Source organism: Vitiosangium sp. GDMCC 1.1324, from assembly GCF_003044305.1.
In the GTDB taxonomy this organism is placed as follows: Bacteria; Myxococcota; Myxococcia; order Myxococcales; family Myxococcaceae; genus Archangium.
Window position 1 is genome coordinate 295,616 of the sequence record NZ_PZOX01000013.1, and the last position, 25,166, is coordinate 320,781.

21 protein-coding genes are annotated in these 25,166 nt (G+C 69.8%); 9 read left to right on the top strand and 12 right to left on the bottom strand.

Annotated elements, in window-relative coordinates; translation table 11 throughout:
• Positions 1 to 10: 10 nt before the first annotated feature.
• Positions 11 to 565, top strand: coding sequence for an HNH endonuclease signature motif containing protein (locus DAT35_RS62480; RefSeq protein ID WP_369946242.1), 555 nt, complete (start codon positions 11 to 13; stop codon positions 563 to 565).
• A gap of 104 nt (positions 566 to 669) precedes the next feature.
• Here DAT35_RS62480 and DAT35_RS33440 read toward each other — a convergent pair whose 3' ends face one another.
• The 7 genes from DAT35_RS33440 to DAT35_RS33470 form a co-directional block, all read right to left on the bottom strand.
• Positions 670 to 1,806: an aminotransferase class V-fold PLP-dependent enzyme gene (locus tag DAT35_RS33440; RefSeq protein ID WP_108072752.1), complete on the bottom strand. Its 1,137-nt coding sequence runs from the start codon at positions 1,804 to 1,806 to the stop codon at positions 670 to 672.
• Positions 1,803 to 4,415 carry an ATP-binding protein gene (locus DAT35_RS33445; RefSeq protein ID WP_108072756.1) on the bottom strand — a complete coding sequence of 871 codons (2,613 nt, stop codon included), beginning with the start codon at positions 4,413 to 4,415 and terminating at the stop codon, positions 1,803 to 1,805. Before DAT35_RS33445 ends, DAT35_RS33440 begins: the two co-directional genes overlap by 4 nt.
• Before the next feature lie 198 nt (positions 4,416 to 4,613).
• A complete protein-coding gene (locus DAT35_RS33450) occupies positions 4,614 to 5,285 on the bottom strand; it encodes a CHAP domain-containing protein (protein WP_108072971.1) in 672 nt (223 codons plus the stop codon).
• A 179-nt stretch (positions 5,286 to 5,464) separates the two neighbouring features.
• Entirely contained in the window at positions 5,465 to 5,971 is a 507-nt protein-coding gene (locus DAT35_RS33455) for an HXXEE domain-containing protein (RefSeq protein ID WP_108072761.1), read from the bottom strand.
• A gap of 44 nt (positions 5,972 to 6,015) precedes the next feature.
• Complete coding sequence (locus DAT35_RS33460) at positions 6,016 to 6,438, bottom strand: hypothetical protein (protein ID WP_108072764.1); 423 nt, start codon at positions 6,436 to 6,438, stop codon at positions 6,016 to 6,018.
• 11 nt (positions 6,439 to 6,449) lie between these two features.
• Positions 6,450 to 7,601 carry a zinc-dependent alcohol dehydrogenase gene (locus DAT35_RS33465; protein WP_108072767.1) on the bottom strand — a complete coding sequence of 384 codons (1,152 nt, stop codon included), beginning with the start codon at positions 7,599 to 7,601 and terminating at the stop codon, positions 6,450 to 6,452.
• A 128-nt stretch (positions 7,602 to 7,729) separates the two neighbouring features.
• Positions 7,730 to 9,514 (bottom strand): thiamine pyrophosphate-requiring protein, encoded by a 1,785-nt coding sequence (locus DAT35_RS33470; protein WP_108072769.1) that lies wholly within the window; start codon positions 9,512 to 9,514, stop codon positions 7,730 to 7,732.
• A 294-nt stretch (positions 9,515 to 9,808) separates the two neighbouring features.
• Between DAT35_RS33470 and DAT35_RS33475 the strand changes: the two genes are divergently transcribed.
• Positions 9,809 to 10,750: a DUF3445 domain-containing protein gene (locus tag DAT35_RS33475; RefSeq protein ID WP_108072772.1), complete on the top strand. Its 942-nt coding sequence runs from the start codon at positions 9,809 to 9,811 to the stop codon at positions 10,748 to 10,750.
• A 142-nt stretch (positions 10,751 to 10,892) separates the two neighbouring features.
• Here the strand turns inward: DAT35_RS33475 and DAT35_RS33480 are convergent, their stop codons facing one another.
• Both DAT35_RS33480 and DAT35_RS33485 read right to left on the bottom strand, forming a co-directional pair.
• Entirely contained in the window at positions 10,893 to 11,894 is a 1,002-nt protein-coding gene (locus DAT35_RS33480) for a hypothetical protein (RefSeq protein ID WP_146209999.1), read from the bottom strand.
• A 566-nt stretch (positions 11,895 to 12,460) separates the two neighbouring features.
• Entirely contained in the window at positions 12,461 to 13,036 is a 576-nt protein-coding gene (locus DAT35_RS33485; RefSeq protein ID WP_108072778.1) for a Uma2 family endonuclease, read from the bottom strand.
• Between the two features lie 177 nt (positions 13,037 to 13,213).
• Here DAT35_RS33485 and DAT35_RS33490 point away from each other — a divergent pair, with 177 nt between their 5' ends.
• From DAT35_RS33490 to DAT35_RS33500, 3 genes are all read left to right on the top strand, one after another.
• On the top strand, positions 13,214 to 15,463 hold the full coding sequence (locus tag DAT35_RS33490; RefSeq protein WP_108072780.1) for a DUF4116 domain-containing protein: 2,250 nt from the start codon (positions 13,214 to 13,216) through the stop codon (positions 15,461 to 15,463).
• Between the two features lie 166 nt (positions 15,464 to 15,629).
• Positions 15,630 to 16,052, top strand: a complete 423-nt coding sequence (locus DAT35_RS33495; RefSeq protein ID WP_108072782.1) for an Rrf2 family transcriptional regulator — start codon at positions 15,630 to 15,632, stop codon at positions 16,050 to 16,052.
• Between the two features lie 98 nt (positions 16,053 to 16,150).
• Entirely contained in the window at positions 16,151 to 17,056 is a 906-nt protein-coding gene (locus DAT35_RS33500; protein ID WP_108072784.1) for a nuclear transport factor 2 family protein, read from the top strand.
• Between the two features lie 193 nt (positions 17,057 to 17,249).
• On the opposite strand, the gene DAT35_RS33505 is transcribed toward DAT35_RS33500, so the two are convergent.
• Positions 17,250 to 18,656 (bottom strand): PLP-dependent aminotransferase family protein, encoded by a 1,407-nt coding sequence (locus tag DAT35_RS33505; protein WP_108072786.1) that lies wholly within the window; start codon positions 18,654 to 18,656, stop codon positions 17,250 to 17,252.
• 164 nt (positions 18,657 to 18,820) lie between these two features.
• On the opposite strand from DAT35_RS33505, the gene DAT35_RS33510 reads away from it, so the two are divergent.
• The 4 genes from DAT35_RS33510 (at position 18,821) to DAT35_RS33525 (ending at position 21,926) form a co-directional block, all read left to right on the top strand.
• A complete protein-coding gene (locus DAT35_RS33510; RefSeq protein WP_108072789.1) occupies positions 18,821 to 19,888 on the top strand; it encodes a branched-chain amino acid aminotransferase in 1,068 nt (355 codons plus the stop codon).
• Between the two features lie 99 nt (positions 19,889 to 19,987).
• Positions 19,988 to 20,371 carry a RidA family protein gene (locus DAT35_RS33515; RefSeq protein WP_108072791.1) on the top strand — a complete coding sequence of 128 codons (384 nt, stop codon included), beginning with the start codon at positions 19,988 to 19,990 and terminating at the stop codon, positions 20,369 to 20,371.
• Between the two features lie 9 nt (positions 20,372 to 20,380).
• A complete protein-coding gene (locus DAT35_RS33520) occupies positions 20,381 to 20,815 on the top strand; it encodes a PaaI family thioesterase (protein ID WP_108072794.1) in 435 nt (144 codons plus the stop codon).
• 28 nt (positions 20,816 to 20,843) lie between these two features.
• Complete coding sequence (locus DAT35_RS33525) at positions 20,844 to 21,926, top strand: enoyl-CoA hydratase/isomerase family protein (protein WP_108072796.1); 1,083 nt, start codon at positions 20,844 to 20,846, stop codon at positions 21,924 to 21,926.
• A gap of 96 nt (positions 21,927 to 22,022) precedes the next feature.
• Here DAT35_RS33525 and DAT35_RS33530 read toward each other — a convergent pair whose 3' ends face one another.
• Both DAT35_RS33530 and DAT35_RS33535 read right to left on the bottom strand, forming a co-directional pair.
• Complete coding sequence (locus DAT35_RS33530; protein WP_108072798.1) at positions 22,023 to 23,957, bottom strand: transglutaminaseTgpA domain-containing protein; 1,935 nt, start codon at positions 23,955 to 23,957, stop codon at positions 22,023 to 22,025.
• On the bottom strand, positions 23,954 to 25,165 hold the full coding sequence (locus DAT35_RS33535) for a DUF58 domain-containing protein (RefSeq protein ID WP_108072800.1): 1,212 nt from the start codon (positions 25,163 to 25,165) through the stop codon (positions 23,954 to 23,956). Before DAT35_RS33535 ends, DAT35_RS33530 begins: the two co-directional genes overlap by 4 nt.
• Position 25,166: the final 1 nt, after the last annotated feature.

Genomic DNA, 25,166 nt, shown 5'->3' on the forward strand with positions numbered 1-25,166 from the left:
CCACATCGCTATGCTCCTCGAACGACGGAGCGCACCCGCCGGCGGTGGGTGCCGCCTCTGGAGAAGTGTGTCTAAGGCGAACGGTTACGGCAGAGTGCAACTCCGACTACGCGCGGCAGACGGCACCCCTATACACACGCACTTGCAGGCTCACATCGTGGCGTGGGCCATTCACCATCGCCGCGCTCCAAAGGAGGGGCATCACATCGATCATCTCTGCGGAAATAGGGCGTGCGTAGCGCCCGCGCACCTGGAGGAGGTGCCTGCAGTCGAGAACATCCGGCGCGCCCCACGCCGGGAGGGGGCGCGTAACCCCGCTGCAAAACTGACGTCACAGGCTGTGCTCGCCTTGCGAGAGCGATTCGCTGCCGACAACACGGTGACGCTCCGAGAATTAGCCGCAGAGTTCGGGGTGACTCGCCCTTTAGTGAAGGCAATTCTCGTGGGCGATATCTGGCGAGTCACCGGAGGGCCAACTCTCACCCGGGAGGAGCTTCGCCGGCGTACGCTTCACGCGCGATCGCTGCGCAAACAGCACGGACGAGAAGGCCTACCCGTCCCGTGAGTCAGTTCCCTCGCCACCTTCTTACCTGAGGGGCTGATTGGGGCACTCGGCCAGTTTTGTTAGGGACATCTGAGCGCCCGTCCTGAGTTCCGCGTCCCCCCCGGTCACACGAGCGCGTCCAGTTCCTCCAGCAGCCGGTCCACATCCGCCTCTGTGTTGTAGAGGTGTGGGGACACGCGGATGCTGTCCCCTCTCACGCTCACAAACACCTTGCGCGCCCCCAGCTTCGCCGCCACGTCCGCTCCGTAGCCTCCCCGCCGCTTGAGGCCCACCAGGTGTCCCGCCCTCAGTGACTCGGGTGGCACCTCCAGCGCGAGCGCCCTCGCCCCCTTCGTCACCCGCTCCGTCAGCGCTCGCAGCGTCTCCTGGATATCCTCCACGCCCCATGCAAGCAATTGCCGCAGCGCCTCCAGCGCCATCGGCACCAGCACGAAGTTGCTGCGCTCGCCCACGTCGAAGCGTCTCGCCCCCGGCTGGAAGTCGTCCCGGTAGTCCACCAGCCTCGCGAAGTCCTCGCTTCCCCCGCGCAACAGCCAGTTGTGCTCGATGGGCCGCCCCTGTCGGAAGCGCGGTGACACATACAGGTACCCCAGGCTGTAGGGCCCCATCAGCCACTTGTAGCCCGCCGCCACCAGGAAGTCCGGCCGCACCTCGGCCACGTTCAACGGCAGCGCGCCCAGCGACTGCGTCGCATCCACCGCCAGCGCCGCCCCCACCTCGCGCGCCCGCTCCCCCACCCGCACCAGGTCCACCAGGCCCCCGTCCGTCCAGTGGCAGTGCGGCACCGCCACCAGCGCCGTGCGCTCCGTCAGCTCGCCGAGCACCGCGCGCGTCCAGTCCCCGTCCTCGGGTCTGCGCACCGTGACCACCTGCCCCCCCGAGCGCTCCGCCAGCTCGCGCCACGGGTACACGTTGGAGGGGAACTCCTCGGCCAGCACCAGCAACCTCTGTCCCACTCGCACCGGCACGTTGGCCGCCGCCACCGCCAGCCCGTAGCTCACCGAGGGCACCAGCGCCACGCCCTCCGCGTCCGCGCCCACCAGCCGCCCGAAGAGGGCTCGCAGCGCCTCCGACTCGGTGAAGAAGTCCTCGGGCCTCAGCTGCCACGGCCTCGCCTTGCGCCTCACCGCCTCCGCCCCCGCCTCGCTCACCGCGTGAAGCTGCGGCGACATGTACGCGCAGTTGAGCCACGTGAGGTCATCCGGCAGGTCGAAGAGGTGGCGCTGGGTGGGTAGAATCATGGCGTCGCGAGCATATCCCGCACGCCCAGCGGCAGCTCCACGGTGAACGTCGAGCCCCGCCCCAGTTCGCTCTCCAGTCCGATGGAGCCTCCGAGCGCCTGCACAATCTGTTGCGTGATGTGGAGCCCCAGTCCCAGCCCGCCATAGTGGCGCTCGGACACCGCGCGCTCGAACTTGCCGAAGATGCGCGTGCGGTGCTCCGGCGCGATGCCGATGCCCTCGTCCCGCACCGACAGCCGTGCCACGCCCGCCTCCTGCCAGCCACGCACGAAGATGGGCCGGCCCGCTCCGTACTTGAGCGCGTTGGTCAGCAGGTTCGTCACCACCTGCTCCAACCGCAGCCGGTCCCACCGGCCCACCACGGGCGTCCCGGCCAGCAGCTCCACCTGGCAGCCCACGCGCACGGCCTCGTCGGCGAACTGCGCGAGCACCTCCCGCGTGATGGACAGCAGGTCCACCTCCTCCAGCTGCAACACCAGCCGCCCCTGCGCCAGCCGCGACACGTCCAACAGGTCATTCACCAGCCCCGTCAGCTTGCGCACCTGGGCGTCGCACACCTGCACGGCCCGTAGCACGCGCTCGGGGGCCACGACCGCATCCCCCCGCGACTCCACCATCCGCCTCAGGCTCTGAACCTGCAGCCGCAACGGAGTGAGCGGCGTCTTCAGCTCGTGCGAGGCCACCGCCAGGAAATCGTCGCGCAGGCGCACGGCGTGCTGCGAATCCAGGAAGAGCCGCGCGCTCTCCAGCGCGGCCGCCACCCGGCGCGCCAGTTCCTGCCCCAGGGACAGGTCCTCCAGGCCGAAGCGCTGCCACGGCCCACACGCCCCCAGGGTCACCAGGCCCAGGGTCCGCTCGTGCGAGCGCAAGGGCACCACCAGCACCGAGCACGCCATCTCCGCCATTCCCTCCGCCCGCGCGCACGTGGTCCCCGATGCCAGGGAGCGCCAGCCCTCCGCGTCGAAGTCCCGCAGGAGCAGCGGCTCGCCCGAATGCATCACCTCCAGCAGCGGACCTCCGGAGTCCGGCGGCGCGGGCAACGGCCACTCCCGGCGCAACCGCTCCTCGAGCTCCGGCTCGCGGTGGGCCACAGCCACGCGGCGCGGGCGGCCCTCGAGCGGGGTCAGGTCGATAACGCACCAGGAGGCCACCGAGCGGCTCGCCAGCCGCGCCACGTCCTGGAGGGTGGCGTCCGTCAGCTCCAGCGACTGGCCCAGGATGCGGCTGGCCGTGGCGAGGAAGCGCAGCGCTCCCTCCGCGCGCTTGAGATCCGACAAATCCAACACGTAGGTGAGGATGCGCTCCTGCTCCTCCACCCACGCCGAGCCCATCATCACCGGCACCCGGCCTCCATCCGTGCGCAGCAGCTCCATCTCGAACGTGGAGGACACCCCGCGCGACCACAGCTCGCGCAGCTCGCGCCTGCCAAGCTCCCGGTGCTCGGGGACCACCAGCTGCCGCCAGTGCAGGCGCCCCTGCCGCACCGCCTCCCGGCCTTGCCCGACGAGCGAGAGGAAGGCCTCATTGGCCTCGAGGATGAGGCCGTCCCGGTCGCAGAAGCACAGCCCCATCAGGCCCGACTCCATGATGCGGCGGAACACGGCCTCGCCCTCACGCACGGCGCGCTCCATCCGCAGCCGCTCGGTGATGTCCTCGAAGATGGCCACCGCGGCTGTCACCCGGTCCTCGGCGTCGCGCACCGGCCCGGCGCTCACCTCGACGGTGAAGCGCGAGCCGTCCTCGCGCAGGATGTCCAGGATTTCACCGCGCACCGCCTCTCCGGTGGCGAGGACGCGCACCACGGGCCACTCGTCCGGGGCATAGGGACGCCCATCCGGGTGGAGGCCCCGGACGGAGGTCAGGTACTCCTCCAGGCGCAAGCCCAGAGGCAGGGGCCCCCGGTTCATCCGCTCTGTCTGGACATTGACCATCGTCATCCGCCCAGTCGGAGCCTCGACGAGCATGATGCCGTGGGGCATCTGCCGGAGCACGGCCTGGAGACGGCGGTGCTCCTCTTCCAACCGGCGGCGGTGCTCCTCGGCCTCGGCGCGCACCCGCTCCGCCTCCTCGCGCAGCTCGCGCTCGCGTGCATAGAGGCTGGCGCGCTCCAGCGCCTGCGCGCACTGCTTCGCGACGAGGCAGGCGAATTCCCGGTCCTCCTGCGTGAAGCCCTGCTCCTGCTCGAAGCCGAGTGCCATCACCCCCAGCAACCGGCGCTCCACCACGAGCGGCAGGAAGGCCAGGGCGCGCGGCTGGAGCAGCGGCACGTCCCCGAGGGCCGGGTAGCGCTCCCTGAAGGCGCCCAACGACTCCACCCACACGGGCTCGACCCGGCGGGCCGCCTCGGCGATGGGGACGGGTGTGTCCAGGGGCAGGAGACTCCAGCGCTCGAAGACGCCCCGGGGCAGTCCCGTCACCTGGACGAAGTGCAGCACCCCGGGCTCGCTCAGCAGGTAGATGGCGCACTCGGCGGAGCCCATCGCGGGCCCGGCCTGCTGGGCGATGACGCTGGCCACCTGCTCGGTCGTGAGGGCCTGCGACAGCTTGCTCGTCACCATCTGGAGGCGCAGCAGCCGCTCCATCGTTCGCCGCGCCCTCTGCTGCCGCATCTCACCCACCCTGGCACCGCCAGCAGGAATTCTCCCCCTGTTCAACAGCCCCTGCGCCGTGGCTTCCTCCTGCCATCTCGGGAGCGCCGCGCACGCGGATGCCAGGGACGACACGGGCGCTGGGGAGCACAGCGGCTCACCCGGAAGGGCACGAGCCCCTCACCCCGTCCCCCCTCTCCGCGGAAGAGGAGCGTCCGCTCACAGCCGGGAGGCCGAGGCGTAGCCGCTGAAGAGCTCGCTGGTGAGACGGGCACGCTCTCCGCCCTCGGCGCGGCGGATGAAGTCGTTGAGGACGCGTCCACCCTGGGCGCGCTGCGAGGGCAGGCGCAGGTTCATCCTCGAGCGCTTCACCCCACTGCCCCCGCGGTGCACGAAGACGACGGTGCCATCGCGCTCCACGGACTCGATGACGCCCACGTGCGTCAGCCCGTCGTTGCGCACGCCGTCGCGGTTGCGGTCATACGTCTCGCGGAAGAAGACGATGTCGCCGGGCCGGGGCGTGTGCCGGTGCAGGGCCCCCGAGCGCTGCGCGCGCCGGTAGATGGCGCTCACCGCGTTCTCCCCGGGCAGCGTGCCGTGCGAGAGCAGCTCGATGCCGGCGGACTGGTAGGCCAGACGCACCAGCCCGGAGCAGTCATCGGGCACGCGGTAGGGAGCCAGGGAGACACCCACCAGGGAAGCCGCGCGGCGGGCCACGCGCCGTCCACGGGTGAGCCGTGCGGGGGGCCGCTTCTTCTTCGAGGCGGTGGCCTTCACGAGGGCCTTCTTCGCCTTCGCCACGGGTCTCACGGCCTCACGCGGAGCGGCAACGGCCGGAGCCGAGCCGAGGACCGCGAGCACCAATGGGAGCAGGAGCTTGCGAAGCATCATGCGGGGGGACGAGCGTACCGCGCCGCGCATTCACTCGCGAACTCCGGGCCCCCGCCCGTCCGTGCACCAGGCTGCTTCTCGCGAGTCCACTCGAGGACAGGCGCGAGAGCACCCCCTTCCCGGTCAGAACCGAACACGGGGAAGTGTCCGTCGCGAGGCGGCGAGGCGCCAGGCGTGGGCTAGCTCCCGATGCGCGACACGAGTCCCGCGAGCGCCATCACTCCGAGCAGCACGGGGCCGTGAATCACCACCGCGGCGGCGAGCAGAGACCATCCGCTCGCCACCCACTGCTCGCGGATGGCGCGGCGCAGCAGGTACACGGAGAAGGGCAGGTTGATGGCAAGCGCCGTGACGAGCCCGGGTGAATAGCCGCCGAGCATCACCGCCGACCCCACATGCGACAGGACATTGAGCGCCATCGTCGCCTGGAGGGCCACCAACAGGAACACCCACCTCCTGCGCTCCCACTCCCGGCCACACGCCAGCGCCACTACATAGGGCAGTACCGTCGCCACGCCGAGCGCGATGAGGAACTGCGGCAGCGTCACCGCGGGCACCTGTCCTCGCAGCGGCGCGGGGAGGTGTTCGGCCGGCAGCGGCAGCACCCGGTGGATGAACAGCGCCTCCTCGGCGTTGTGCACCGTGAGCAGCAGCGGCACCAGCCAGAGAGCGCGGCGTTTCGTCATGGTGGGGGCGCGCTGTAACGCACCCCCACCCGGTCCACCAGCAACTACGCGCGCAGGCGGCGGCCCAACCACAAGCCTCCGCCCACCAGGCCCAACAGCGCGCCCAGGGACGTCACCGGCTGGCGGCGCACCCTCGACTCCACCACGTCCACCCGGTCCGCCAGCAGGAGCAACAGGATGTGCCGCACCAGGTGCTCGGGAATGTCGTAGGCCACCCGCCGCAGCACCCCGCTCAGGCCTCTCGGCGGCACCCCCGTTCCGAACGTCGGCGTCAGCTCCTTCAATTCCACCCGTTTCAACACCGGGTAGGGCGGCGGTGGCTGGCGCTCCGGTACCTCCCAGTGCGCGCCCTCACGCACCTGCGGCTTCAGAATCATGGGGACTCCGGGCCGGTTCCTCGGGTCCGCATCCACTCCCCAGCCGGGAATCTCCTTCCGCATCTGCTCGGACGACACTTGCTCGGCCATGTCCCGTCTCCTCACGCATGCCCGTGCGGCAACAGCACGCACTTGATGCACCCATCCAGCTTCTTCTCGAAGAGCTCGTACGCTCGCGGTATCTCCGCCAGCGGGAAGCGGTGCGTGATGATGCCCTTGGCGTTGATGCGCCCCGCCCGGATGTGCTCCAGCAGGTGCGGCATGTAGCGCTTCACGTTGCACTGGTTCATCCGGAACGTGAGGCCCTTGTTCATCGCCGTGCCAATCGGCACCAGGTTCCACGGCGGCCCGTACACGCCGATGACGGAGATGGTGCCACCCTTGCGCGCCGCTTGAATCGCCCAGTTGAGTGCCGTGGGCGACCCCGCCTCCAGCTTCATCTTCACGCCCAGGATGCTGTGCAGCTTGGAGCCCTCGGCCTCCATGCCCACCGCGTCCACGCATACGTCCGGCCCGCGCCCTTGCGTCATCTCTTTCAAGGTGAGGATGATGTCCTCCTCCTCCTTGAAGTTGAGCGTCTCCACCTGGGCGTACAGGCGCGCGAACTCCAGCCGGTAGTCGAGGTGGTCCACGGCGATGACGCGGCCCGCCCCCAGCAGCCACGCCGACTTCATGGAGAAGAGGCCCACCGGCCCCGCGCCGAACACCACCACCGTGTCCCCGGACTGGATGTTGCCCATCTCCGCCCCCTGGTAGCCCGTGGGCAGGATGTCGCTCAGGAAGAGGACCTCCTCCTCCTCCATGTCGTCGGGAATCTTCATCGGCCCCACGTCCGCGAAGGGCACGCGCACGTACTGGGCCTGCCCTCCCTCGTAGCCGCCCGTGGTGTGCGAATACCCATACACGCCCGAGGCCAGGTCACTGTTGGGGTTGGTGTTCTCGCAGTTGGCGAACAGCCCACGCTTGCAATAGAAGCAGCTGCCGCACGAGATGTTGAAGGGCACCACCACCCGGTCCCCCGGCTTCAGGCTGCGCACCGAGGGGCCCACCTCCTCCACCACGCCGGCGAACTCATGGCCGAATGTGCATCCCACCCGCGTGTCGGTCACCAACCCGTGCAGCAGGTGTAGGTCCGAGCCACAGATGGCCGAGCGCGTCACCCGCACGATGGCGTCGTCCGGGTGCTCGATGACCGGGTCTGGCTTGTTTCCCACCGACACGCGGTAGGGTCCTTCGTACACCATTGCTTGCATGGCCCACGCCCCTGTCCAGTCGCGCCGCCCTCACGGCACGGGTGTTGACACCTCGACTCCCCTCACGAAACACCTCGGGAGACGGCCCCTCGCCGAGGCCTTCTCCCGAGGCAATCCCCCACGCCCCGCTAGCTCTTGTGGGGCTTGAGCTGCTCCACCAGTCCCTTGATGGACTGCGCGATGATGCCGGCCGCCCGCTCGTCCCCCTTGAAGAGGGCCTCCGTGAAGTGTTTGGCCTGCTCCAGCGTGATGTGGGGCGGCAGCGGCGGCACGTCCGGGTCCACGTACGCCTCAAGCACCACCGGCCGATCCGCCCTCAGCGCCTCATCCCACGCGCGGGCAAGCTGGTCCGGCTTGTCCACGCGGATGCCACGCAGGCCAATGGACTCGGCGTAGCGCGCATAGGGGAAGTCCGGCAGGTCCTGCGACGCCGGGTACTTCGGGTCCCCCGCCAGCACGCGCTGCTCCCACGTCACCTGGTTGAGGTCCCGGTTGTTGAGCACCAGGATGATGAGCCGCGGGTCCTTCCACTCCTTCCAGTACTTCGCGATGGTGATGAGCTCGGCGTTGCCATTCATCTGCATGGCGCCGTCGCCCACCATGGCGATGACGGGCCGGTCCGGGTAGGCGAACTTGGCGCCAATGGCATACGGCACGCCGCAGCCCATGGTGGCCAGGTTGCCCGACAGCGACGCCATCATCCCCTTGCGAATCTTGAGGTCCCGCGCGAACCAGTTGGCCGACGAGCCCGAGTCCGAGGAGAGAATGGCCCCCTCTGGCAGCTTCGGCGACAGCTCGTGGAAGACGCGCTGCGGGTTGATGGGGTTGGCCTCGGTCATCGCCCGGGAATCCACCACCTTCCACCACTGGCGGATGCCCTTCTCGATGCTGTCGCGCCAGCTCCGGTCCTCCTTGCGCTTGAGCAGCGGAATGAGCGCGCGCAGCGTCTCCTTGGAATCACCGGTGAGCGGCACCTCCATGGGGTAGCGGATGGCGAGCATGCGCCCGTCGATGTCGATCTGCACACCGCGCGCCTGGCCCTCGGGCGGGAGGAACTCCGAGTAGGGGAAGCTGGTGCCCACCATGAGGAGGGTGTCGCAGCCCATCATCAGGTCCCAGCTGGGCTTGGTGCCCAACAGCCCGATGGCGCCGGTGACGAAGGGCAGCGCGTCCGGCAGCACCGCCTTGCCCAGCAGGGCCTTGGCCACACCGGCGCCCAGCAGGTCCGCCACCTCGATGACCTCGTCCGCCGCGCGCAGGGCTCCGGCTCCCACGAGCATGGCCACCTTCTTGCCCGCGTTGAGGACGTCCGCGGCGCGCTTGAGGTCCTGCTCCCGAGGCACGATGCGCGGCTCGCAGTAGCCCACGCTGGAGTGGACGGAACCATGCACGTGGGGAGGCGGCTTGTACTCCTGCTCCTGGACGTCGTTGGGGATGATGATGCACGTCACCGTGCGCTCGGTCCGGGCGATGCGCAGGGCCCGGTCCACCGCGTGGCGGACGGCCGAGGGGTGGGACACCATGACGCAGTACTCGGACGCCACGTCCTTGAAGAGCACCGGCAGGTCCACCTCCTGCTGGTAGTTGCCCCCCAACCCCATGCTCTTCTGCTGGCCCACGATGGCCACCACGGGCTGGTGGTCCAGCTTCGCGTCATAGAGGCCGTTGAGCAGGTGGATGGCACCGGGGCCCGAGGTGGCCAGACACACGCCCGGCTCGCCGGTGAACTTGGCATGGGCGCAGGCCATGAAGGCCGCCATCTCCTCGTGGCGCGTCTGGATGAACTGGAGCTCGGCGTTGCGGCCGAGCGCTCCGAGGATGCCGTTGATGCCATCCCCCGGGTAGCCATAGACACGCCGGACGCCCCATTGGCCGAGCCGGTAGAGCATGTAGTCGCTGACGTTTCCACTCATGGCACGAGTCCTCGCGAAGAGCTGCGCGGAGGGACGGGGAACACCATGAGCAGGGGCACACCCGAGCGCGCGCCCGCCCCCGGAGGTACGTCCGGGCGCTCCGGGCCCCGCGCTGCTGGCATGCCTCCGCTCAAGCCGAACCTCCGCACCGTCAACGTAGGCACCCGGATGGAGCGGGAGAGCCGGACCCCGAGCGGGCCTGGCAGCCCGTTCCGCCCAGAGAACAGCCGCCGGGGGGCTCCCCTGTCCGGCCGCCCGAGCTGGACTAGACTTACGTCAGGAGGAGCCGACGCCGTGTTGCCCTACTTTCCCTTCGAGCAGGACAGCTACGTGATGACGCTGGGCGTGCGCGCCTTGCGGCCCGACGAGTTCCTCATCGAGGTGGACGAGCCGCACTACCGCGATGAAGTCGCGCTCAAGGCGTCCATGCTCGCCACCAATCCCCGCGCCCGCTTCCAGGCTTGGCCCGGCACGGAGCCCCACCAGTGGGAGACCGTGACGGAGCTGCTGCCCCTCATGGCGCGCCAGCACCCCCGGCACTTCGCCCTGGACGTGGAGGGCGAGCGCTGGCGCTGGCGCAACCACCTGCTCGGCACGGAGACGCACTTCACCCCTGGAGAGGCGGACAGCCTTCCCCTGGCCCCGCTCGACTGGCTGGGCCGGCAGGTGCAGGAGGACCTGTTGGTGATGGACGGCACGCGCGAGGGATTGCCCATGGTGGCCGGGCACCTGTGCTTCCCGTCCATGTGGAGCCTGGATGAGAAGATGGGACGCTCGATGCTCGACATCCACGCGCCGGTGCCGGGCTTCGGCCCGAAGCTGGGCACCTCCACGGTGCGCCTGATGGAGGGGCTCAAGCCGGGCCGCACCGTCACCCGCGTGAACTGGGCCATCACCGTCACCAACCGGTTGGACCTCGAGCCCTGGACCCTGCCCGAGTGGAGACACCTGTTCGACGGCATCACCGCGCGTGACGCGGGAGAGCGCTGCTTCCTGAGACTGGAGCGGCAGACGCTCTCGCTGATGCCACGCACGGGCGCCATCCTCTTCACCATCCACACGTACCGCGCCCCGGTGGCCACCGAGGTGGAGGACCCCGCGCGCCGCCGCCGCCTCGCCGCCGTGCTGCGCTCCGTGCCCCCGGAGACGAGCGCCTACAAGCGGCTCACCCCATTCCTCGAGCCGCTCCTGGCCTACCTCGAGACCGAGGCCCCGCCTCGAGCCGTCAACTCCTGAGCGGGTTCACGAGACCTTCCGGTTGCTGTCTTCGCGGACTGGTCCGATGGTCGGACCAGTCCGAGCAGAACCCGGCCGGAAGGCGCGCGGAATCCGGGGGGGCATGCGGGCGCGCTCGCCCGTCAGATGGTGCTCAGCCTGCTCAGCGGCAGACGCCGATCTGGATGTAGTGGCACATGCCATCGGTCCCACAGGTATCAGTGGTGCAGGCCTTCCCATCATTGCACCTGCCGCTGTCGACAACGTCGTTGGGGCAGAAGGGACTCGAACCCGTGCACTGCTCCGCGACGTCGCACTCCCCACGCACCGCGCGGCACACGTACCCCGAGGGATGGTAGCTGTTGGCCGGGCACGCCGGGTTGACGCCGTCGCAGGTCTCGGCCGGATCGCACGCGCCCGCCGAGGCATGGCACACCGTCCCCGCCGTCACCTTGCGATCCGCGGGGCACGCGGTGCTCGAGCCATCACACCGCTCCTCGACGTCGCACACGCCCCGTGAGGGCCGGCAGATGACGTCATTGCCGATGCGCTTGTCCGCGGGACAGACACCTCCCGTGCACACCTCCTCCGAGTCGCACACGCCGGCCGCCCCTCGGCAGGTCTTCGCATTGCAATCCGGGTCGGCGCAGTCCACCAGCCCATCACAGTCGTTGTCCTTGCCGTCGCCACACGCCAGCTCGGTGGAGCCTCCCGGGCAGGTGCAGGCCGTGCCGCCACAGACCTTGCCCGTCGTGCCGCAGGAGCGCGTGTTGCAGTCCGGATCGGCGCAGTCCACCAGCCCATCACAGTCGTTGTCCTTACCATCACCGCACGCCAGCTCGGTGGAGCCTCCCGGACAGACACAGCCGGAGTTGCCACAGACCCGGCCATTGGCGCCGCAGGTCTTCGCGTTGCAGTCCGGGTCGGCGCAATCGGCGAGCCCATCGCAATCATTGTCCTGCCCATCGGTGCACCGGCTCTCGGCCTGCTCCGACTTCGAGCAGACGCAGGTGCCGGTCCCCGTATCGCACCGGGGCGTCGGGCCGCCGCATTGGCTGTCATTGATGCAGCCCACGCACGTCTTCCGGGACGCATCACACAGGCCCGAGCAGCTCTCGCATGCCGCGCCGCCCTTTCCACAGGCCGACGGGGCCGTACCCGGCACGCAGGTATTCCCCTGACAGCAGCCATCCTTGCACGACTCCGGATTGCAGACGCACTGGCCGCTCACACACCGCTGGCCCTGTCCGCACGTCTCGCATGAACCCCACGACCCATCAGCGCCGCACGTCTGGACTCCCGAGCAGCCTTCCTCGCAGGAGCGCTTCGCTCCCGCGACGCACTTCTCCTCGGGCTCCGGCGCATCGACACACAACCCCTCCACACAGACCTGGCCTTCAACACAGTCATGGCCCAATTCGGGCGCGCACGTGCTCCTGGCCGGCTCCACGGCCCCACAGCCGATAGCCACACACGCCATCCACAGACACCCCAGCAGCCACGGCGAACCTGGCTTCCCACCGACTTCCCCGACACCTCGACGCATGGACGATGACTCCCTCGAAGCTGGCACCTGGCCAGCGGACGTTGCGGGGAGCCGCATCAGCAACCGTCCTGCCAACTCCTTCCGCCACCGTCCTCCGAGTGGAGACGCACTCGCCCCGGCCACCAGGGCCATCCTGAATGAGAGACCACCGTCTCAGCGGCTCACCCCTGGAGGACTCCGGAAGGTCACCGGTTCGTGCGAGCCAGCCAGAGCGCGCCCAGCCCGAGCGGCACCGCGTCGAAAGGCTCGGCACGCACCTGCTCGTCTCCCGCGTGCGTCGCGGTGAGCAGCCAGCCGGAGGACTCGCGCCGGAAGACCTCCAGGGTGTGCGCGAGTGGATCGATGAGCCATGCGTGCGTCACGCCCTCGCGGTGGTAGATGGGCAGCTTGCGGGTCCGGTCAACGGCGACCGTGGACGGCGAGAGCACCTCGCACACCCAGTCCGGAGCGAACGTCACGAAGGGCTCCTCGGGAGACGGTGGCCTGGGCATGCGCTCGCGGCGCCATCCGGCCAGGTCCGGCACGAGGATGTCCCGGCCGAGGTGCAGCTCCGGCTCGTAGAGAATCCACCATCCGCCGGGCCCTCCGCTCCCCAGCGAGAAGGGGTTGACCAGCCTGGCGCCCAGCACGGAACACGCATGAGCGTGACCCATGGCCGGCCTGGGCGAGGCCCACAGCTCGTCCTCCAGAATCTCCCCCACCCACCCGACCGGCAGGGCCTCGATGTCCTCGTAGGTTGCCGGCTTCTTCCCGTTTCCCATCGCCACGCCTCCTGGTTCCCCCGGCCAGGGCGAGTCGGTGCCCCGCCGTCACCTCTCCAATCTATCCACTCATCTGACATTAGAGGTAGGGCCCGGAGGGCATCCGTCCGGGCAGGGCCATTGTCTGGCCCGCACTCCGCCGGGACGTCCGCGAGCGGACACCCTTAAAGTGGTGCCATGAACCGTCTCGAGCATCTTCGCGAGACCCACGCCGCGGCCTTGCTGCGGACCTTCCTGGCGCGAGAGCACGGACCGGAGCGCACCTGGGCCGCCGGAGGCGCGGCGGCGCTCTTCGCACGCTTCGCCGAGGCCGATCCCACCGCGGGCAAGCCGCACCTCGAGTGGGTATTGCGGCTCTATCTGTCGGAACGCCTCCTGGCCGAGGACCTCTACAAGGTGCCGGAAACGCTCCACCTGTTCCGTCGCGTGCGCAACCGCCTGCCCGAGCGCCAGCGCGCCCTGACCGCCTACGAGGACCTGCCATCCCTGTGGCGGGCCATCGCCCCTCTGGCCGAGTCCCCCTCCAGACGCGCCCGAGCCGCCGCGGAGCGGGAGGAGGCCCGCGCGGAAAGCCGTGTCCTTCACGAGGACGAGGAACTGCTCGTCGCCATCCCGCGGACCCGGGCCGCGGCCATGTGGTGGGGCCGGGGCACGCGCTGGTGCACGGCGGCGGAGGAGGACAACGCCTTCGCCGAGTACACCCGGAGTGGGCCGCTCGTCGTCTTCATCGTCAAGGGAGCGAAGTTCCAGTTCCACGCGCCCTCCGACAGCTTCCACGATGCCGCCGACGGGCCGGTGGAGGTACTCGAGGTGCTCGGGCCCCATCTCTCCCGGCTCGAGGCGGCGGGCCTCCAGGGCCTCGTCCTCGCGCTGGAGCCGCTGGCCCGGGAGCAGGGAGCCCTCTCTGACGAGGCGGTCCGCTCGGCGCTCTCCGACTGGGGCCTGCCCCTGTACCACCTCCCCGAGGAGCGCCGCGACGCGGAGTCGTGCCGACTGGCCGTCGCACATGACGGAGACAACCTCGCCTACGTCCCCGAGGCGCTGCGGACCCGGGAGCTCTGCCTCACGGCCGTGCGGAGCGAAGGCCGGGCCCTGTGCTACGTGCCCTTCTCCCTGAGGGACCGGGCGCTCTGCCTCGCCGCGCTCGGGAACGGGGCCTCGCTCGAAGACGTCCCCGACGAGCACAGGGACCGGGAGCTGTGCCTGGAGGCGGTGAGACGTGGACACATGCTGAGGTTCGTTCCCTTCGCCCTGCGTGATGCCGAGCTGTGCCGCCTGGCCTTCGAGACGGGAGGGGAGCGGCTCGAGTACACGCCCTGGGCGCTGCGTGACAGGAAGACGTGCCTCCTCGCATTGGACAATGATGGCTATCAAATCGCCTTCACACCCGAGTGCCATCGGGATCGCGAGCTCTACCTGGCGGCGCTCGAGCGGCGGGGCTGCACCCTGGAGTTCGTTCCGCTGGAGATGAGGGACTTCGAGCTCTGCGCCGTGGCGGTGCGCTCGGAGGACCACGCGTTGTACTTCACACCACCGGAGCTGCGCACAACGCTCGCCACCGCCGCAGGAGTGGACATGAACGCCGCGCATGTCCAGGGCCTGCTCGAGGACGAGCTCGCCCAGCTTCCGTTCGCGGAGCGGACGCGCGAGCGCTGTCTGGAAGCGTCTCGGAAACGGCGCTTCGACCCCGGGCTGGCGCCCCACATCCTGAGAGATCTCGAGACATGTCTGGAGATCGCGACGCGAGGAGTCCTGCTGGACAAGGTGCCAGAGGAATTCCTGAGCCGCGAGGTCTGTCTGCTGAACGTGGCTCGAGACGCATTGAGCCTCGCCAGCGTTCCCGAGGGTCTGCGAGACCGCGAGATGTGTCTGACCGCCGTGCGCGGGCGTGGAGATCAACTGGGCTTCGTTCCCGACCCGCTCCGGGACGCGGAGATGTGCCAAGCCGCCGTCGCCGCCGAAGGCGCGGGATGGGATGAGGCATTGCGGTATGTTCCCTTCGCGCTCCGGGACCGTGCTCTCTGTCTGGAGGCCCTTCGCGCCAGGAAGACAGACAACGCTCGCGGCCGGTTGTCCGACGTTCCAGACGCATGGCGCGACGAGGAGTTGTGCCGCACCGCGGTGTCCGGGATCGACAAATGGAATGCCAGGGGCCTGCTGGCCCATATCCCCCTCGCCCTGCGCGACGCGAAGATGTGCCGCGAGGTGGTCGCCGCCCATCCCGAAGCGATTGTCGACGTGCCCCATGCCCTGCGCGATGCCGAGCTCTGCGCGGCCGTCGTCGCCAGGGATGAGAGCCTGCGCCGCCACGTTCCGGCCGCGCTCCGCGAGTCGCTGCCCACCCGCACGCTCCGGGCGTCCACTCCAACAGAAGGGACGGCTCAGCTCACTGCACCTGAAGAGGCAAAACCCAAGGTATCCCCCTGAGCCCAGATTTCGCAGCCCGATTCAACAACCCGCCAGCTCAGCGCAACTGCATTCCTGGCGTTCATCGCCATGCGTTGATGACAGGCACCGGTCGGGGGGACGTGGCAAAGGCCATCTTGACACGGGCGCAATCGGAAACTAACTTGGTTACAGTTCGAGTCCGCCGATGAACACCAGCAGCCGATTCACCGTCGCCATCCACATCCTCACGCTGCTCGCCCATGGAGGGGGGGAGCAGATGACGTCGGAGTACATCGCCGGGAGCGTGAACACCAACCCAGTGGTCATCCGGCGGTTGCTGGCGCTCCTGCGGGACGCCCGGCTGGTCACCTCGCAGGTCGGCGCTGGAGGTGGCTGGCAGCTCACGCGGCCTCCCAAGGGAATCACCCTGCGGGACATCTACCGGGCCGTGGAGGGTGGCACGCTCTTTCCCCTCCACAGCAACACTCCGAATCCCCTCTGTCCCGTGGGGAGCACCATCCAAGCAGCCCTCACCGGGCACTTCGAGGAGGCACAGCTCGCGCTGGAGAAGGACCTCGAGCGCACGACCGTGGCGGACCTCGTCAAGGAGATAGGAACAAGGAGCTAGGAACGCTCGCCCGCAGGTGAGGGGCGGAGCCTCTTTTTTTGCCCCGATTCGTAACATTCGTGGTTTCAGTTCAACCCCCGCAGTCCCCTGGAATGCACATGCACCCCTCTCGCAAGCAGTCGAGCAGCACCTCCTCCCTCACCCTGGCGGCGCTCGTCGCGACGGCCTCGCTCAGCGCCTGCGCCTCCTCCATCCCCACCCAACGCACCGAAAGCACGACCCCCCTGATGAACACCGCACAGCAGAATCAGAAGCAGCAGGTTGTGGACCTCCTCAAGGCCATCGAGACCGGAGAGAGCGCCCCCGTCGCCGTCATCAACCCGGAGAGGTACATCCAGCACAACCTGGCGGCCGCGGACGGCCTCGCCGGCTTCGGCGCGCTCCTGCAGGCCCTGCCCAAGGGCTCGGCCCGGGTGAGCACCGCACGGGTGTTCCAGGACGGCAGCCTCGTCTTCGCCCACACCGACTACAACTTCTTCGGGCCCAAGATTGGCTTCGACATCTTCCACTTCGAGAACGGGAAGATCGTCGAGCACTGGGACAACCTCCAGGAGAAGCCGGCCAGCCCCAACCCGAGCGGCCACACGATGCTCGACGGTCCCACCCAGGCCACCGACCTCGATAAGACCGAGGCCAACAAGAAGCTCGTGGCTTCCTTCGTGGACGACATCCTCGTCAACGGCCGGATGGAGAAGCTCGCGGGCTACTTCAACGGAGACAACTACATCCAGCACAACCCGCAGATCGCGGACGGTCTCTCCGGATTGGGACAGGCGCTCCAGGCCATGGCCAAGGCTGGCATCAGCATGAAGTACGACCGGGTCCACAAGGTGCTCGGTGAGGGCAACTTCGTGCTGGCGGTGAGCGAGGGCAGCTTCGGCGGCAAGCACACGTCGTTCTACGACCTGTTCCGCGTCGAGAACGGCAAGATTGCCGAGCACTGGGACACCATCGAGGCCATCCCGGCTCGCGACCAGTGGAAGAACGCGAACAGCAAGTTCTAGGAGTGACCATGGGGCCTCTCCCGCTCCCTCGCTGGCCCTTGAGGAGTACCGCGCGCTTGTGTCGCTCGACACCCGATTCGCGGATCAGGCCTTTGAGTCGCTGCGGGAGAGCTAGTACTCCCTGGGAGCCTCTCTCGGAGAGTTGCCGTGAGCCACGAGCAAACAACCACGTAGTGAGACCCGGGCGCCCGGCTCACACGATGGCGGCCAGGGGCTCGGGACCGGCATCGAGCACCTCGCGCAGCCGCCGTAGGCCTCGCTCCAGCTGCACGCGCGTGCGCGGCGCTCCGATGCACACCCGCACCGCCGCCGGCACCGGCCCGGGCCCCGTGGTGAACAGCTCCGCCGACGTCACCGACACCCCGTTGCGCCTCGCCTGCGCCACGAACTCCTCGCTCCGCCGCCCCTCCGGCAGCCCGAGCCACAGGTGGTACAGCGGCACCGTCGACCCACGCTGCACCCCGCGCCCCAGCATCGCGCGCACCAAATCCAACCGGTCCGCCACCTCCTGCCGCTGACGCACCACCAGCTCGTCCGCCGTGCCGTCCTCCACCCAGCGCGCCAGCACCTCCGCCATCAGCGGCGTCGTCATCAGCGAGGCCAGCCCCACCTCCTCCGCCAGGCGCTCGCCCCTCGCCTTCGCCGGCGCCACCAGGTAGCCGATGCGCAGCCCCGGCGTGAGCAGCTTCGACACCCCCGCGATGAAGTAGCTCGCCTCCGGCAGGTACGAGGCCAGCGGCGGCGGCCTCCGCTCCGGCAGCAGCCCGTACGAGTCGTCCTCCAGCACCAGCACCCCGTGGCGGCGCGCCACCTCGGCCACCCGCTGCCGCCGCTCCTCCGGCATCACCGCCCCCGTGGGGTTGTGGCACGTGGGCTGGGTATAGAGGATGCGCACCGTGCCGCAGCGGCACGCCGCCTCGAGCGCCTCGGGCACCAGCCCCTGCGCGTCCATGGCGATGCTCTGCAACCGCAGCTGGAAGCGCCTCGCCAGCACCTTGATGCCCGGATAGGTGAGCGCCTCCGTGGCCAGCGTGTCCCCCGGTTTGGTGAGCGCCGCCAGCGCCACCTCCATGGCGTGCTGTCCTCCCGCGCACACCACCACCTGCTCCGGCTTCACCTCCAGCCCGAAGCGCGAGGCCCATGCCGCTCCCGCCACCCGGTGCGCCGTCGTCCCCGCCGCAGGCTGGTAGGCGAGCAGATCCGCCAGCCTCGGCGTCCGGCCCAGTTCCTCCAGCGAGCGGCGCAGCGCCTGTCCCGTCGGGTCCCCCTCGGGCGTCGCGGGGGCGTTGATGCCCAGCTCCACCGGGGCGTCGTCGTGGGCCAGCTCCATCGGCGTGGGCATGTGCGCGGGCACCGTCCGGTCCCTCACGTACGTCCCCCGGCCCACCTCTCCGCTCACCAGTCCCCTCTTCTCGGCCTCGGCGTACGCGCGCGTCACCGTCCCCACCGTGACCCCCACCCGCTCCGCCAGCTCCCGGTGCGTGGGCAGCCGGGTGCCCGGCGTGAGACGCCCTGCGTCAATGTCCTCGGAGAGCGCATCCGCGATGGCCCTGTACAGCGGCCCGTTGCGTCCCCGCAGCTCCGGCATCCAACTTGTCATGGTGACAATCGATACACTTGACGGAATACCGCTGCCAACGTAACTGATTGTCTCGATTCTTCCCGGGATTGTCACGAAAGTTCCGGAGGGAAGCGCGAGCCACTGGGGCAAGCCCGGGCCCCGGACGGAAGGCACCCCGTCCCCTCAGCACGAGGAGCCGAAGCATGTTGCCCATCGAGGTCCAGCGCGTCGCCACCCCCAAGCCCAAGCCCGCCGCGGAAGGGCTCGGCTTCGGCAAGTACTTCACCGACCACATGTTCCGGATGGACTACGCGCCGGAGCGCGGGTGGCACCAGGCGCGCATCCTCCCGCATGGGCCCATGGGGTTGGACCCGGGCGCGGCGGTGCTGCACTACGCGCAGGCGGTGTTCGACGGCTCGAAGGTGTTCCGCGGGCAGGACGGGCAGCTGCGCGCGTTCCGGATTGGGGACCACTGCAAGCGCCTGGCGGCGAGCGCCGAGCGGCTGGCCATGGTGCCGGTGCCCCCCGAGCAGGCACGCGAAGCCATTGAAGCGCTGGTGAAGGTGGAGGCGGACTGGGTGCCGAGCGCGCCGGGCACGTCGCTGTACGTGCGGCCGGTGGTGATTGCGTCGGAGCCGTTCCTGGGCGTGCGGCCGGCGGACAAGTACATCTTCTTCGTCATCCTCAGCCCGGTGGGCAGCTACTTCGCGGGCGGCGCCGAGCCGGTGCGCATCTGGGTGGAGCAGCAGCACACGCGCGCGGCGCCCGGAGGCCTGGGTGGCGCGAAGGCAGCGGCCAACTACGCGGCGGGCCTGAAGGCGTCGGTGGAGGCCAAGAAGCGCGGCTACGCGCAGGTGCTGTGGCTGGACGCGCTCGAGCACCAGTACATTGAAGAGGTGGGCACGATGAACCTCTTCGTGCGCATCGGGGACGAGATTGTCACCCCGCCGCTGGATGGCACCTTCCTGCCGGGGATTACGCGCGAGAGCGTGCTGACGCTGCTGCGCGACTGGGGCATGAAGGTGAGCGAGCGCAAGCTGTCCATCGCCGAGCTGCGCGAGGCGCACAAGAAGGGCGAGCTGCGCGAGGTGTTCGGCACGGGCACGGCGGCGGTGATTTCGCCGGTGGGCGGCCTGGGCTTCCAGGACGGCGAGCTGCGCATCGGCGACGGCAAGGTGGGAGAGGTCTCCCAGCGCCTCTACGAAACCGTCACGGGCATCCAGTACGGTACACAGCCGGACCGCCACGGCTGGATGTCGCTCATCAAGTAATGACGCTCATCGCATTGGACACGGAGGCTCGGGGCAGCGTACGCACCGGGCCTCGAGCCGGAGCGGCTCGCCCCGAATCAACCCGAGGAGGCTCGTCGTATGCGTGAAGGCATCAACAGTCCCAGGCTGCCCGCCCCCGCGCTCCCGTTCTCGCACGCGGTGAGGGATGGAGACCGCGTGTACCTGTCCGGCCAGGTGGGGCTGGACGAGAGCACCGGGAAGCTCATCGCCGGAGATGTGTCGGCGCAGACGGCGCAGGTGTTCAAGAACATCGCCACGGTGCTGGCCGACGTGGGCAGCTCCATGGACGAGGTGGTGAAGGTGAACGTGTACCTCGTGAACATGGCCGACTTCGCGGCGATGAACGCGGTGTACGCGAAGCAGTTCGCCCAACCCTACCCGGCCCGGACGACCGTGGCGGTGGCGGGGCTCCCGATGGGGGCGCGCGTCGAGATTGAAGTCGTGGCGCGCCTGCGCAAGTAGGAGCCCACGATGGAGCCGAGGAACCCGGACTACGCCCGCAGGGTGGAGGAGATCTTCCGCAAGGCGGCCTTCGTCATGGACGTGGGCTACGAGCTGGTGAGCATCCACCCCGGACGGGTGGAGACTCGGTTGACGGTGGCGCCCCGGCACCTGCAGCAGGACGACGTCATCCACATGGGCGTGCAGGCGACGATGGCGGACCATACGGCGGGCTCGGCGGCGGGCTCGCTGATCGCCGAGGACCAGATGGTGTTGACCACGGGCTTCACCATGAACCTGCTCCAGGCGGCGGTGGGCCAGGAGCTGCGGTGCCGGGCCCAGGTGCTGCGCGCCGGCAGGACGCTGTCCGTGGTGGAGTCCGAGGTGTACGCCGTGGCCCGAGGCGAGGAGAAGCTCGTGTCGAAGGCGACGGTGACGCTGGCGGTGCTGGCGCGCAAGCGCTGAGCGCCCGCGGCGTGCTATCCCCGGCGGCATGAACTCGGATGTGCTGCTGGAGAAGCGCGGGCCCGTGGGCCTGGTGACGCTCAATCGCCCCAAGGCGCTCAACGCGCTCGACCTGGGCATGATTCGCGCGCTGCACCCGGCGCTCGAGTCCTGGGCACGTGACTCCCAGGTGAAGGCCGTGGTGGTTCGTGGTGCCGGTGGCCGGGCCTTCTGCGCCGGTGGCGACGTGCGCGCCGTGGCTCAGTCCCTGGCCTCGCCCGCTCCCGAGGGACAGGAACCGCTCTCGAGCGCCTTCTTCCGCGAGGAGTACCGGCTCAACCACCTCATCCACCACTACCCCAAGCCGTACATCGCGCTCGTGGACGGCATCAGCATGGGCGGAGGGCTCGGGCTGTCGGTACACGGCTCGCACCGCGTCGTCACCGAGCGGCTGGTGCTCGCCATGCCCGAGACGGCGATTGGCCTGTTCCCCGACGTCGGTGGCGGCTGGTTCCTCCCGCGCTTCCCCGGCGAGGCGGGCACGTACCTGGGACTCACGGGCGTGCGGAGCAACGCCGCGGATGCGATGTGGCTCGGATATGGGACGCAGCACGTGACGCACGACAAGCTGGACGCGGTGGTGGAGGCGCTCGCGGCGGCGGACTGGAGCGCGGGGGACTCGCGCGAGGTGGCCACGCGGGTGCTGTCTGGCTTTGCCTCCGAGCCCGGGCCGTCACCGCTGAGCGCGAATCGCGAGGCCATCAACCGGTGCTTCTCGAAGGACCGCGTCGAGGACATCCTCGCGGCGCTCGCGGCCGAGAGCACTCCGTGGGCCGAGGAGACACGGGCCACGCTGGCGCGCATGTCGCCCTCGAGCCTGAAGGTGACGCTGCGCCAGCTGCGGCTGTGCAGGGGACGGCCCTATGACGAGACCGTCACCGTGGAGTACCGGCTGAGCCAGCACGTCACCGCGCTGCCGGACTTCCGCGAGGGCATCCGCGCCGTGCTGGTGGACAAGGACAACAAGCCGAAGTGGAACCCTCCCACGCTGGCCGAGGTGCGCGAGTCGGCCGTCGAGGAATGCTTCGCGCCGCTTGGGGAGCGGGATCTGGTGGTGAGCACGCCTCGGTGAGGAGCCCACGGAGGGAGTCCGCGTCGTGGCACGGGGCGGAACCTCCACCGGGAAGTCAATGCAAGTGCTTCAGGGTGGAGGCGCGCTTCGGGTGCATCACGTGGAGCGCTCGCGCAGCTTCGCGTCCAGCTCGTCCACCAGCGAGCTCCAGGGCCCCAGGAGCGTGGGCTCGCCCCGGTAGCGCGCCTCGCGGTAGTGCGCGAGGAACTCGGCCGCCACGTCCGCCACCGCGTCTCCCTTCACCGTGCGCAGCCGTGAGAGCAACTCGTCGTCCGTCTCCGAGGGCCCCGGCACCAGGCCCGCCCTGCGCCTCAGTGTCTTCAGGTAGCGCGCGTAGAGCGCCGCGAGCCTCACGTCCTGCGTCCCCAGTGCCGCCGCGCGGCGCGTCTTCGTCCGGCCGCCCCGCCACCCCGCGCGCAGCCTCCACAGCACGAAACCGGCCGCCAGCACCGCGAACACCGGCGAGCCCACCAACGCCCGCGCCAGCGCCAACGGCTGGTAGCGCAACCCCGCTCCCATCTGCCGCAGCCACGTCCCCACCGCCCCCGTGAGGTTTCCCAGGAAGCCGCTCCGCTCCTTCGACAGCCCGAGCGTCTCGTCCCGGCTCCTCCACGGCGTCGGGTCGAAGGCCACGAAACGCCCCTCGTCCTCCAGGTACACCTCCACCCAGGCGTGTGCATCGCGCTCGCGCACCAGGGTCGCCCCCGTGAGTGGGTTGCGCTCCTCCGGCGCGAAGCCCCCCACCACCCGCGCCGGCACATGCAGCGTACGCAGCAGCGCCGCCATCGCGCTCGCGAAGTACGTGCAGTACGCCGCCCGTTTCTCCTTCACCAGCACCGTCAGCGGGTTGCCCTCGCCCCGCAGGTCCACGTTCAGCGAGTACTCGAAGTGGTCGTGGAAGTACGTCTCCAGCGCTCGCGCCTTCTCGCGCGCCGTCCCCGCATCCCGCGTCAGCTCCTCCGCCAGCGGGCGTAGCTCCGCCTCCAGTTCCTGTGGCAACGCCGTGAGCGATTCCCCCGGCGCCGCCTCCGGCAACAGGAAGTCCCGCGTGTCCGTGCGCAGCGCCAGCGTGCTGCCCGCCAGGTCCTCCGCCTTCAGCACCCAGCCCCCCCTCACTTCCGGCCGGATTCCCTCCACCTCGCGCGTCCCCGCCGGCGCCGGCAGCCACGTGCCCAGCGGTGCCAGCACCGTCAGCGCCAGCACCTCCTCCGTCTCCGCCCTTCCCGAGGGCAGCTCCAGCCGCGTATCCGCCAGTTCCTTCGACGTCGTCCACCGCGCTCCGTCGAACTCGTCGAACACCCGCGCCCGGAGCCGCCCCGGCACGTCGCCGGAGATGACCAGCAATGGGCGCTCGGAGCCCTTCGGCGAGCGCACCACCGCGCGGATGTCCACCTCCGACTGGAACTCCGAGCCGCTCCCGGGACTCGTGCCGCTGGTCATCCGGTACACGGCGTCCATCAGCACGCCTTCGCTGGCCCAGATGGTCCGCGTCAGCACCAGGGCCAGGCCCATCAGCACCACCACGAAGACGCCGAAGCCCGCCGCCGCCCGGAGTCCGCCACGCGCGAGGCCCCCCTCGAGGAAGGCCACCAACAGCACGCTGAGCACCAGCGTCCCCAGCACCCACCCCACGCCCTGCATCTCCCGCACGCGCATGCTGAGCGCCACCAGCAGGCACGCGTACGTCCAGGCGAAGTACCGGTTGCGGCCCAGTCCGCAGAGCACCGACAGCCCCACCAGAGCTCCGCACAGCGGGCCGAAGATGGCGGGCGGAAAGGGCGCCGTCGGCGGCTCACTCACCCAGAGCATCGCGCCCCCCGCCCCGAGCCCCAGCGCTCCCGCCATGAGGAGCCGCCCCGGCGTGTACTCCACCCGCACGCCAGCCAGCGCCGCCCACAGCAGGCCCACCATCACCGGCGCGCACAGCAGCCACCGGCCGTGCGCCACCGCGTGCAGCATGAGCGCCGCGAACACCGGTGTCAGCTCGACGAGCCGGCCGTATCGGGAGGCGTTGTCCGTGGGCTCGCTCATGACAGCTCCACCACCTCTCCGGGGGCGAGCCCCTCGGGCCTGCGGTCCGGACGAATCGAGAGCACCCGCACCGCCACCCCGTGCGCCTTGAGCTTCTCCACCAGCGCCGCTCGCGAGGGCTCCCAGTCCATCACCACGAAGATGACCGCGGAGAGCTGGCTCGCCTCGGGCAACAGCGCCGCCTCGAGCGCGTTCAGGTCCAGCCGCTCGCCCGACTCGATGGCCGCCAGGATTTCGAGGATGTGCTCGAAGTGCGCCAGCGCCCGGCCCGCCTGGAAGTGGAACACCTCGGGGCCCGCGGCGAACAGGTCGATGATGTACTCCTGGCGCGCCAGCACGTCCGCCATGCCCGCCGCCAGCGACAGCGCCTTCTCGAGCAGCGCGTCCTCCTTCGCCGAGCGCGACTGCACGTCCAGCACCATGGCCAGCCGGACGAAGAACTCCTCCTGGAACTCCTTCACCACCAGCCGGCCGGTGCGCGCGAACGAGGGCCAGTGGATGTCCCGCGTGCGGTCCCCGTCATGCCAGTCCCGGGTGCCGAAGAACTCGGTGGACTCGCCCACCTGCGAGGCCACCGCGATGCCTCCGGGCTGGTAGTTGCGCCCGTGCGGCACATCGAAGGACTCGAGCGGCGTGAAGCGCGGGTAGACCAGCAGCCGGTCCTTGCCAGGCGAGCGCCTCGCCCACTTCACCAGCGCCGAGGGGAAGAGACTCGCGGCCTGGAGCGCTCTCAGCTCATAGACACCGCGGGTGGAGCACTTGAGGCGCAGCGTCACCTCGGCGCGATCTCCGGGAGCGAGCGTGTCGATGAAGGGGGGCTCGCCCACGGAGCGGAGCTCGGGGGGCAGGTCGCGCTCCTCCACGGAGAGGTGGCGCACAGTGCTCCGGCCGGTGTTCTCCACGCGGACGCGGTAGGTGAGCGTGTCGCCCGCGGAGACGGGAGGCGGGAGCAGACGCGTGAGCGAGACGCGAGGCCGGAACGGGAGGCCCACCACGGCGGCGGCGGCGAGCGCGGAGACGGAGAAGGAGAAGAAGAGGATGAGCGGCGCGACGAGCCCGCCGAGCAGCAGGAAGCCCGCGGCGAGCGCCGCCCACAGCACCACGCGCCCCACCGGGGTGAGCAGCCCGTGGTAGCGGTCCTGGAGGAAGCGGATGAAGCCGTGCTCCTCGGGCGGCATCAGGAAGGACCAGCGGCGACGGCGGGCCATG

Excerpts from the sequence above, each read along its gene's own strand:
- DAT35_RS62480 (WP_369946242.1), top strand. The coding sequence starts at position 11 with ATGCTCCTCGAACGACGGAGCGCACCCGCCGGCGGTGGGTGCCGCCTC.
- DAT35_RS33440 (WP_108072752.1), bottom strand. The coding sequence starts at position 1,806 with ATGATTCTACCCACCCAGCGCCACCTCTTCGACCTGCCGGATGACCTC.
- DAT35_RS33445 (WP_108072756.1), bottom strand. The coding sequence starts at position 4,415 with ATGCGGCAGCAGAGGGCGCGGCGAACGATGGAGCGGCTGCTGCGCCTC.
- DAT35_RS33450 (WP_108072971.1), bottom strand. The coding sequence starts at position 5,285 with ATGATGCTTCGCAAGCTCCTGCTCCCATTGGTGCTCGCGGTCCTCGGC.
- DAT35_RS33455 (WP_108072761.1), bottom strand. The coding sequence starts at position 5,971 with ATGACGAAACGCCGCGCTCTCTGGCTGGTGCCGCTGCTGCTCACGGTG.
- DAT35_RS33460 (WP_108072764.1), bottom strand. The coding sequence starts at position 6,438 with ATGGCCGAGCAAGTGTCGTCCGAGCAGATGCGGAAGGAGATTCCCGGC.
- DAT35_RS33465 (WP_108072767.1), bottom strand. The coding sequence starts at position 7,601 with ATGCAAGCAATGGTGTACGAAGGACCCTACCGCGTGTCGGTGGGAAAC.
- DAT35_RS33470 (WP_108072769.1), bottom strand. The coding sequence starts at position 9,514 with ATGAGTGGAAACGTCAGCGACTACATGCTCTACCGGCTCGGCCAATGG.
- DAT35_RS33485 (WP_108072778.1), bottom strand. The coding sequence starts at position 13,036 with ATGGGAAACGGGAAGAAGCCGGCAACCTACGAGGACATCGAGGCCCTG.
- DAT35_RS33490 (WP_108072780.1), top strand. The coding sequence starts at position 13,214 with ATGAACCGTCTCGAGCATCTTCGCGAGACCCACGCCGCGGCCTTGCTG.
- DAT35_RS33495 (WP_108072782.1), top strand. The coding sequence starts at position 15,630 with ATGAACACCAGCAGCCGATTCACCGTCGCCATCCACATCCTCACGCTG.
- DAT35_RS33500 (WP_108072784.1), top strand. The coding sequence starts at position 16,151 with ATGCACCCCTCTCGCAAGCAGTCGAGCAGCACCTCCTCCCTCACCCTG.
- DAT35_RS33505 (WP_108072786.1), bottom strand. The coding sequence starts at position 18,656 with ATGACAAGTTGGATGCCGGAGCTGCGGGGACGCAACGGGCCGCTGTAC.
- DAT35_RS33510 (WP_108072789.1), top strand. The coding sequence starts at position 18,821 with ATGTTGCCCATCGAGGTCCAGCGCGTCGCCACCCCCAAGCCCAAGCCC.
- DAT35_RS33515 (WP_108072791.1), top strand. The coding sequence starts at position 19,988 with ATGCGTGAAGGCATCAACAGTCCCAGGCTGCCCGCCCCCGCGCTCCCG.
- DAT35_RS33520 (WP_108072794.1), top strand. The coding sequence starts at position 20,381 with ATGGAGCCGAGGAACCCGGACTACGCCCGCAGGGTGGAGGAGATCTTC.
- DAT35_RS33525 (WP_108072796.1), top strand. The coding sequence starts at position 20,844 with ATGAACTCGGATGTGCTGCTGGAGAAGCGCGGGCCCGTGGGCCTGGTG.
- DAT35_RS33530 (WP_108072798.1), bottom strand. The coding sequence starts at position 23,957 with ATGAGCGAGCCCACGGACAACGCCTCCCGATACGGCCGGCTCGTCGAG.
- DAT35_RS33535 (WP_108072800.1), bottom strand. The coding sequence starts at position 25,165 with ATGGCCCGCCGTCGCCGCTGGTCCTTCCTGATGCCGCCCGAGGAGCAC.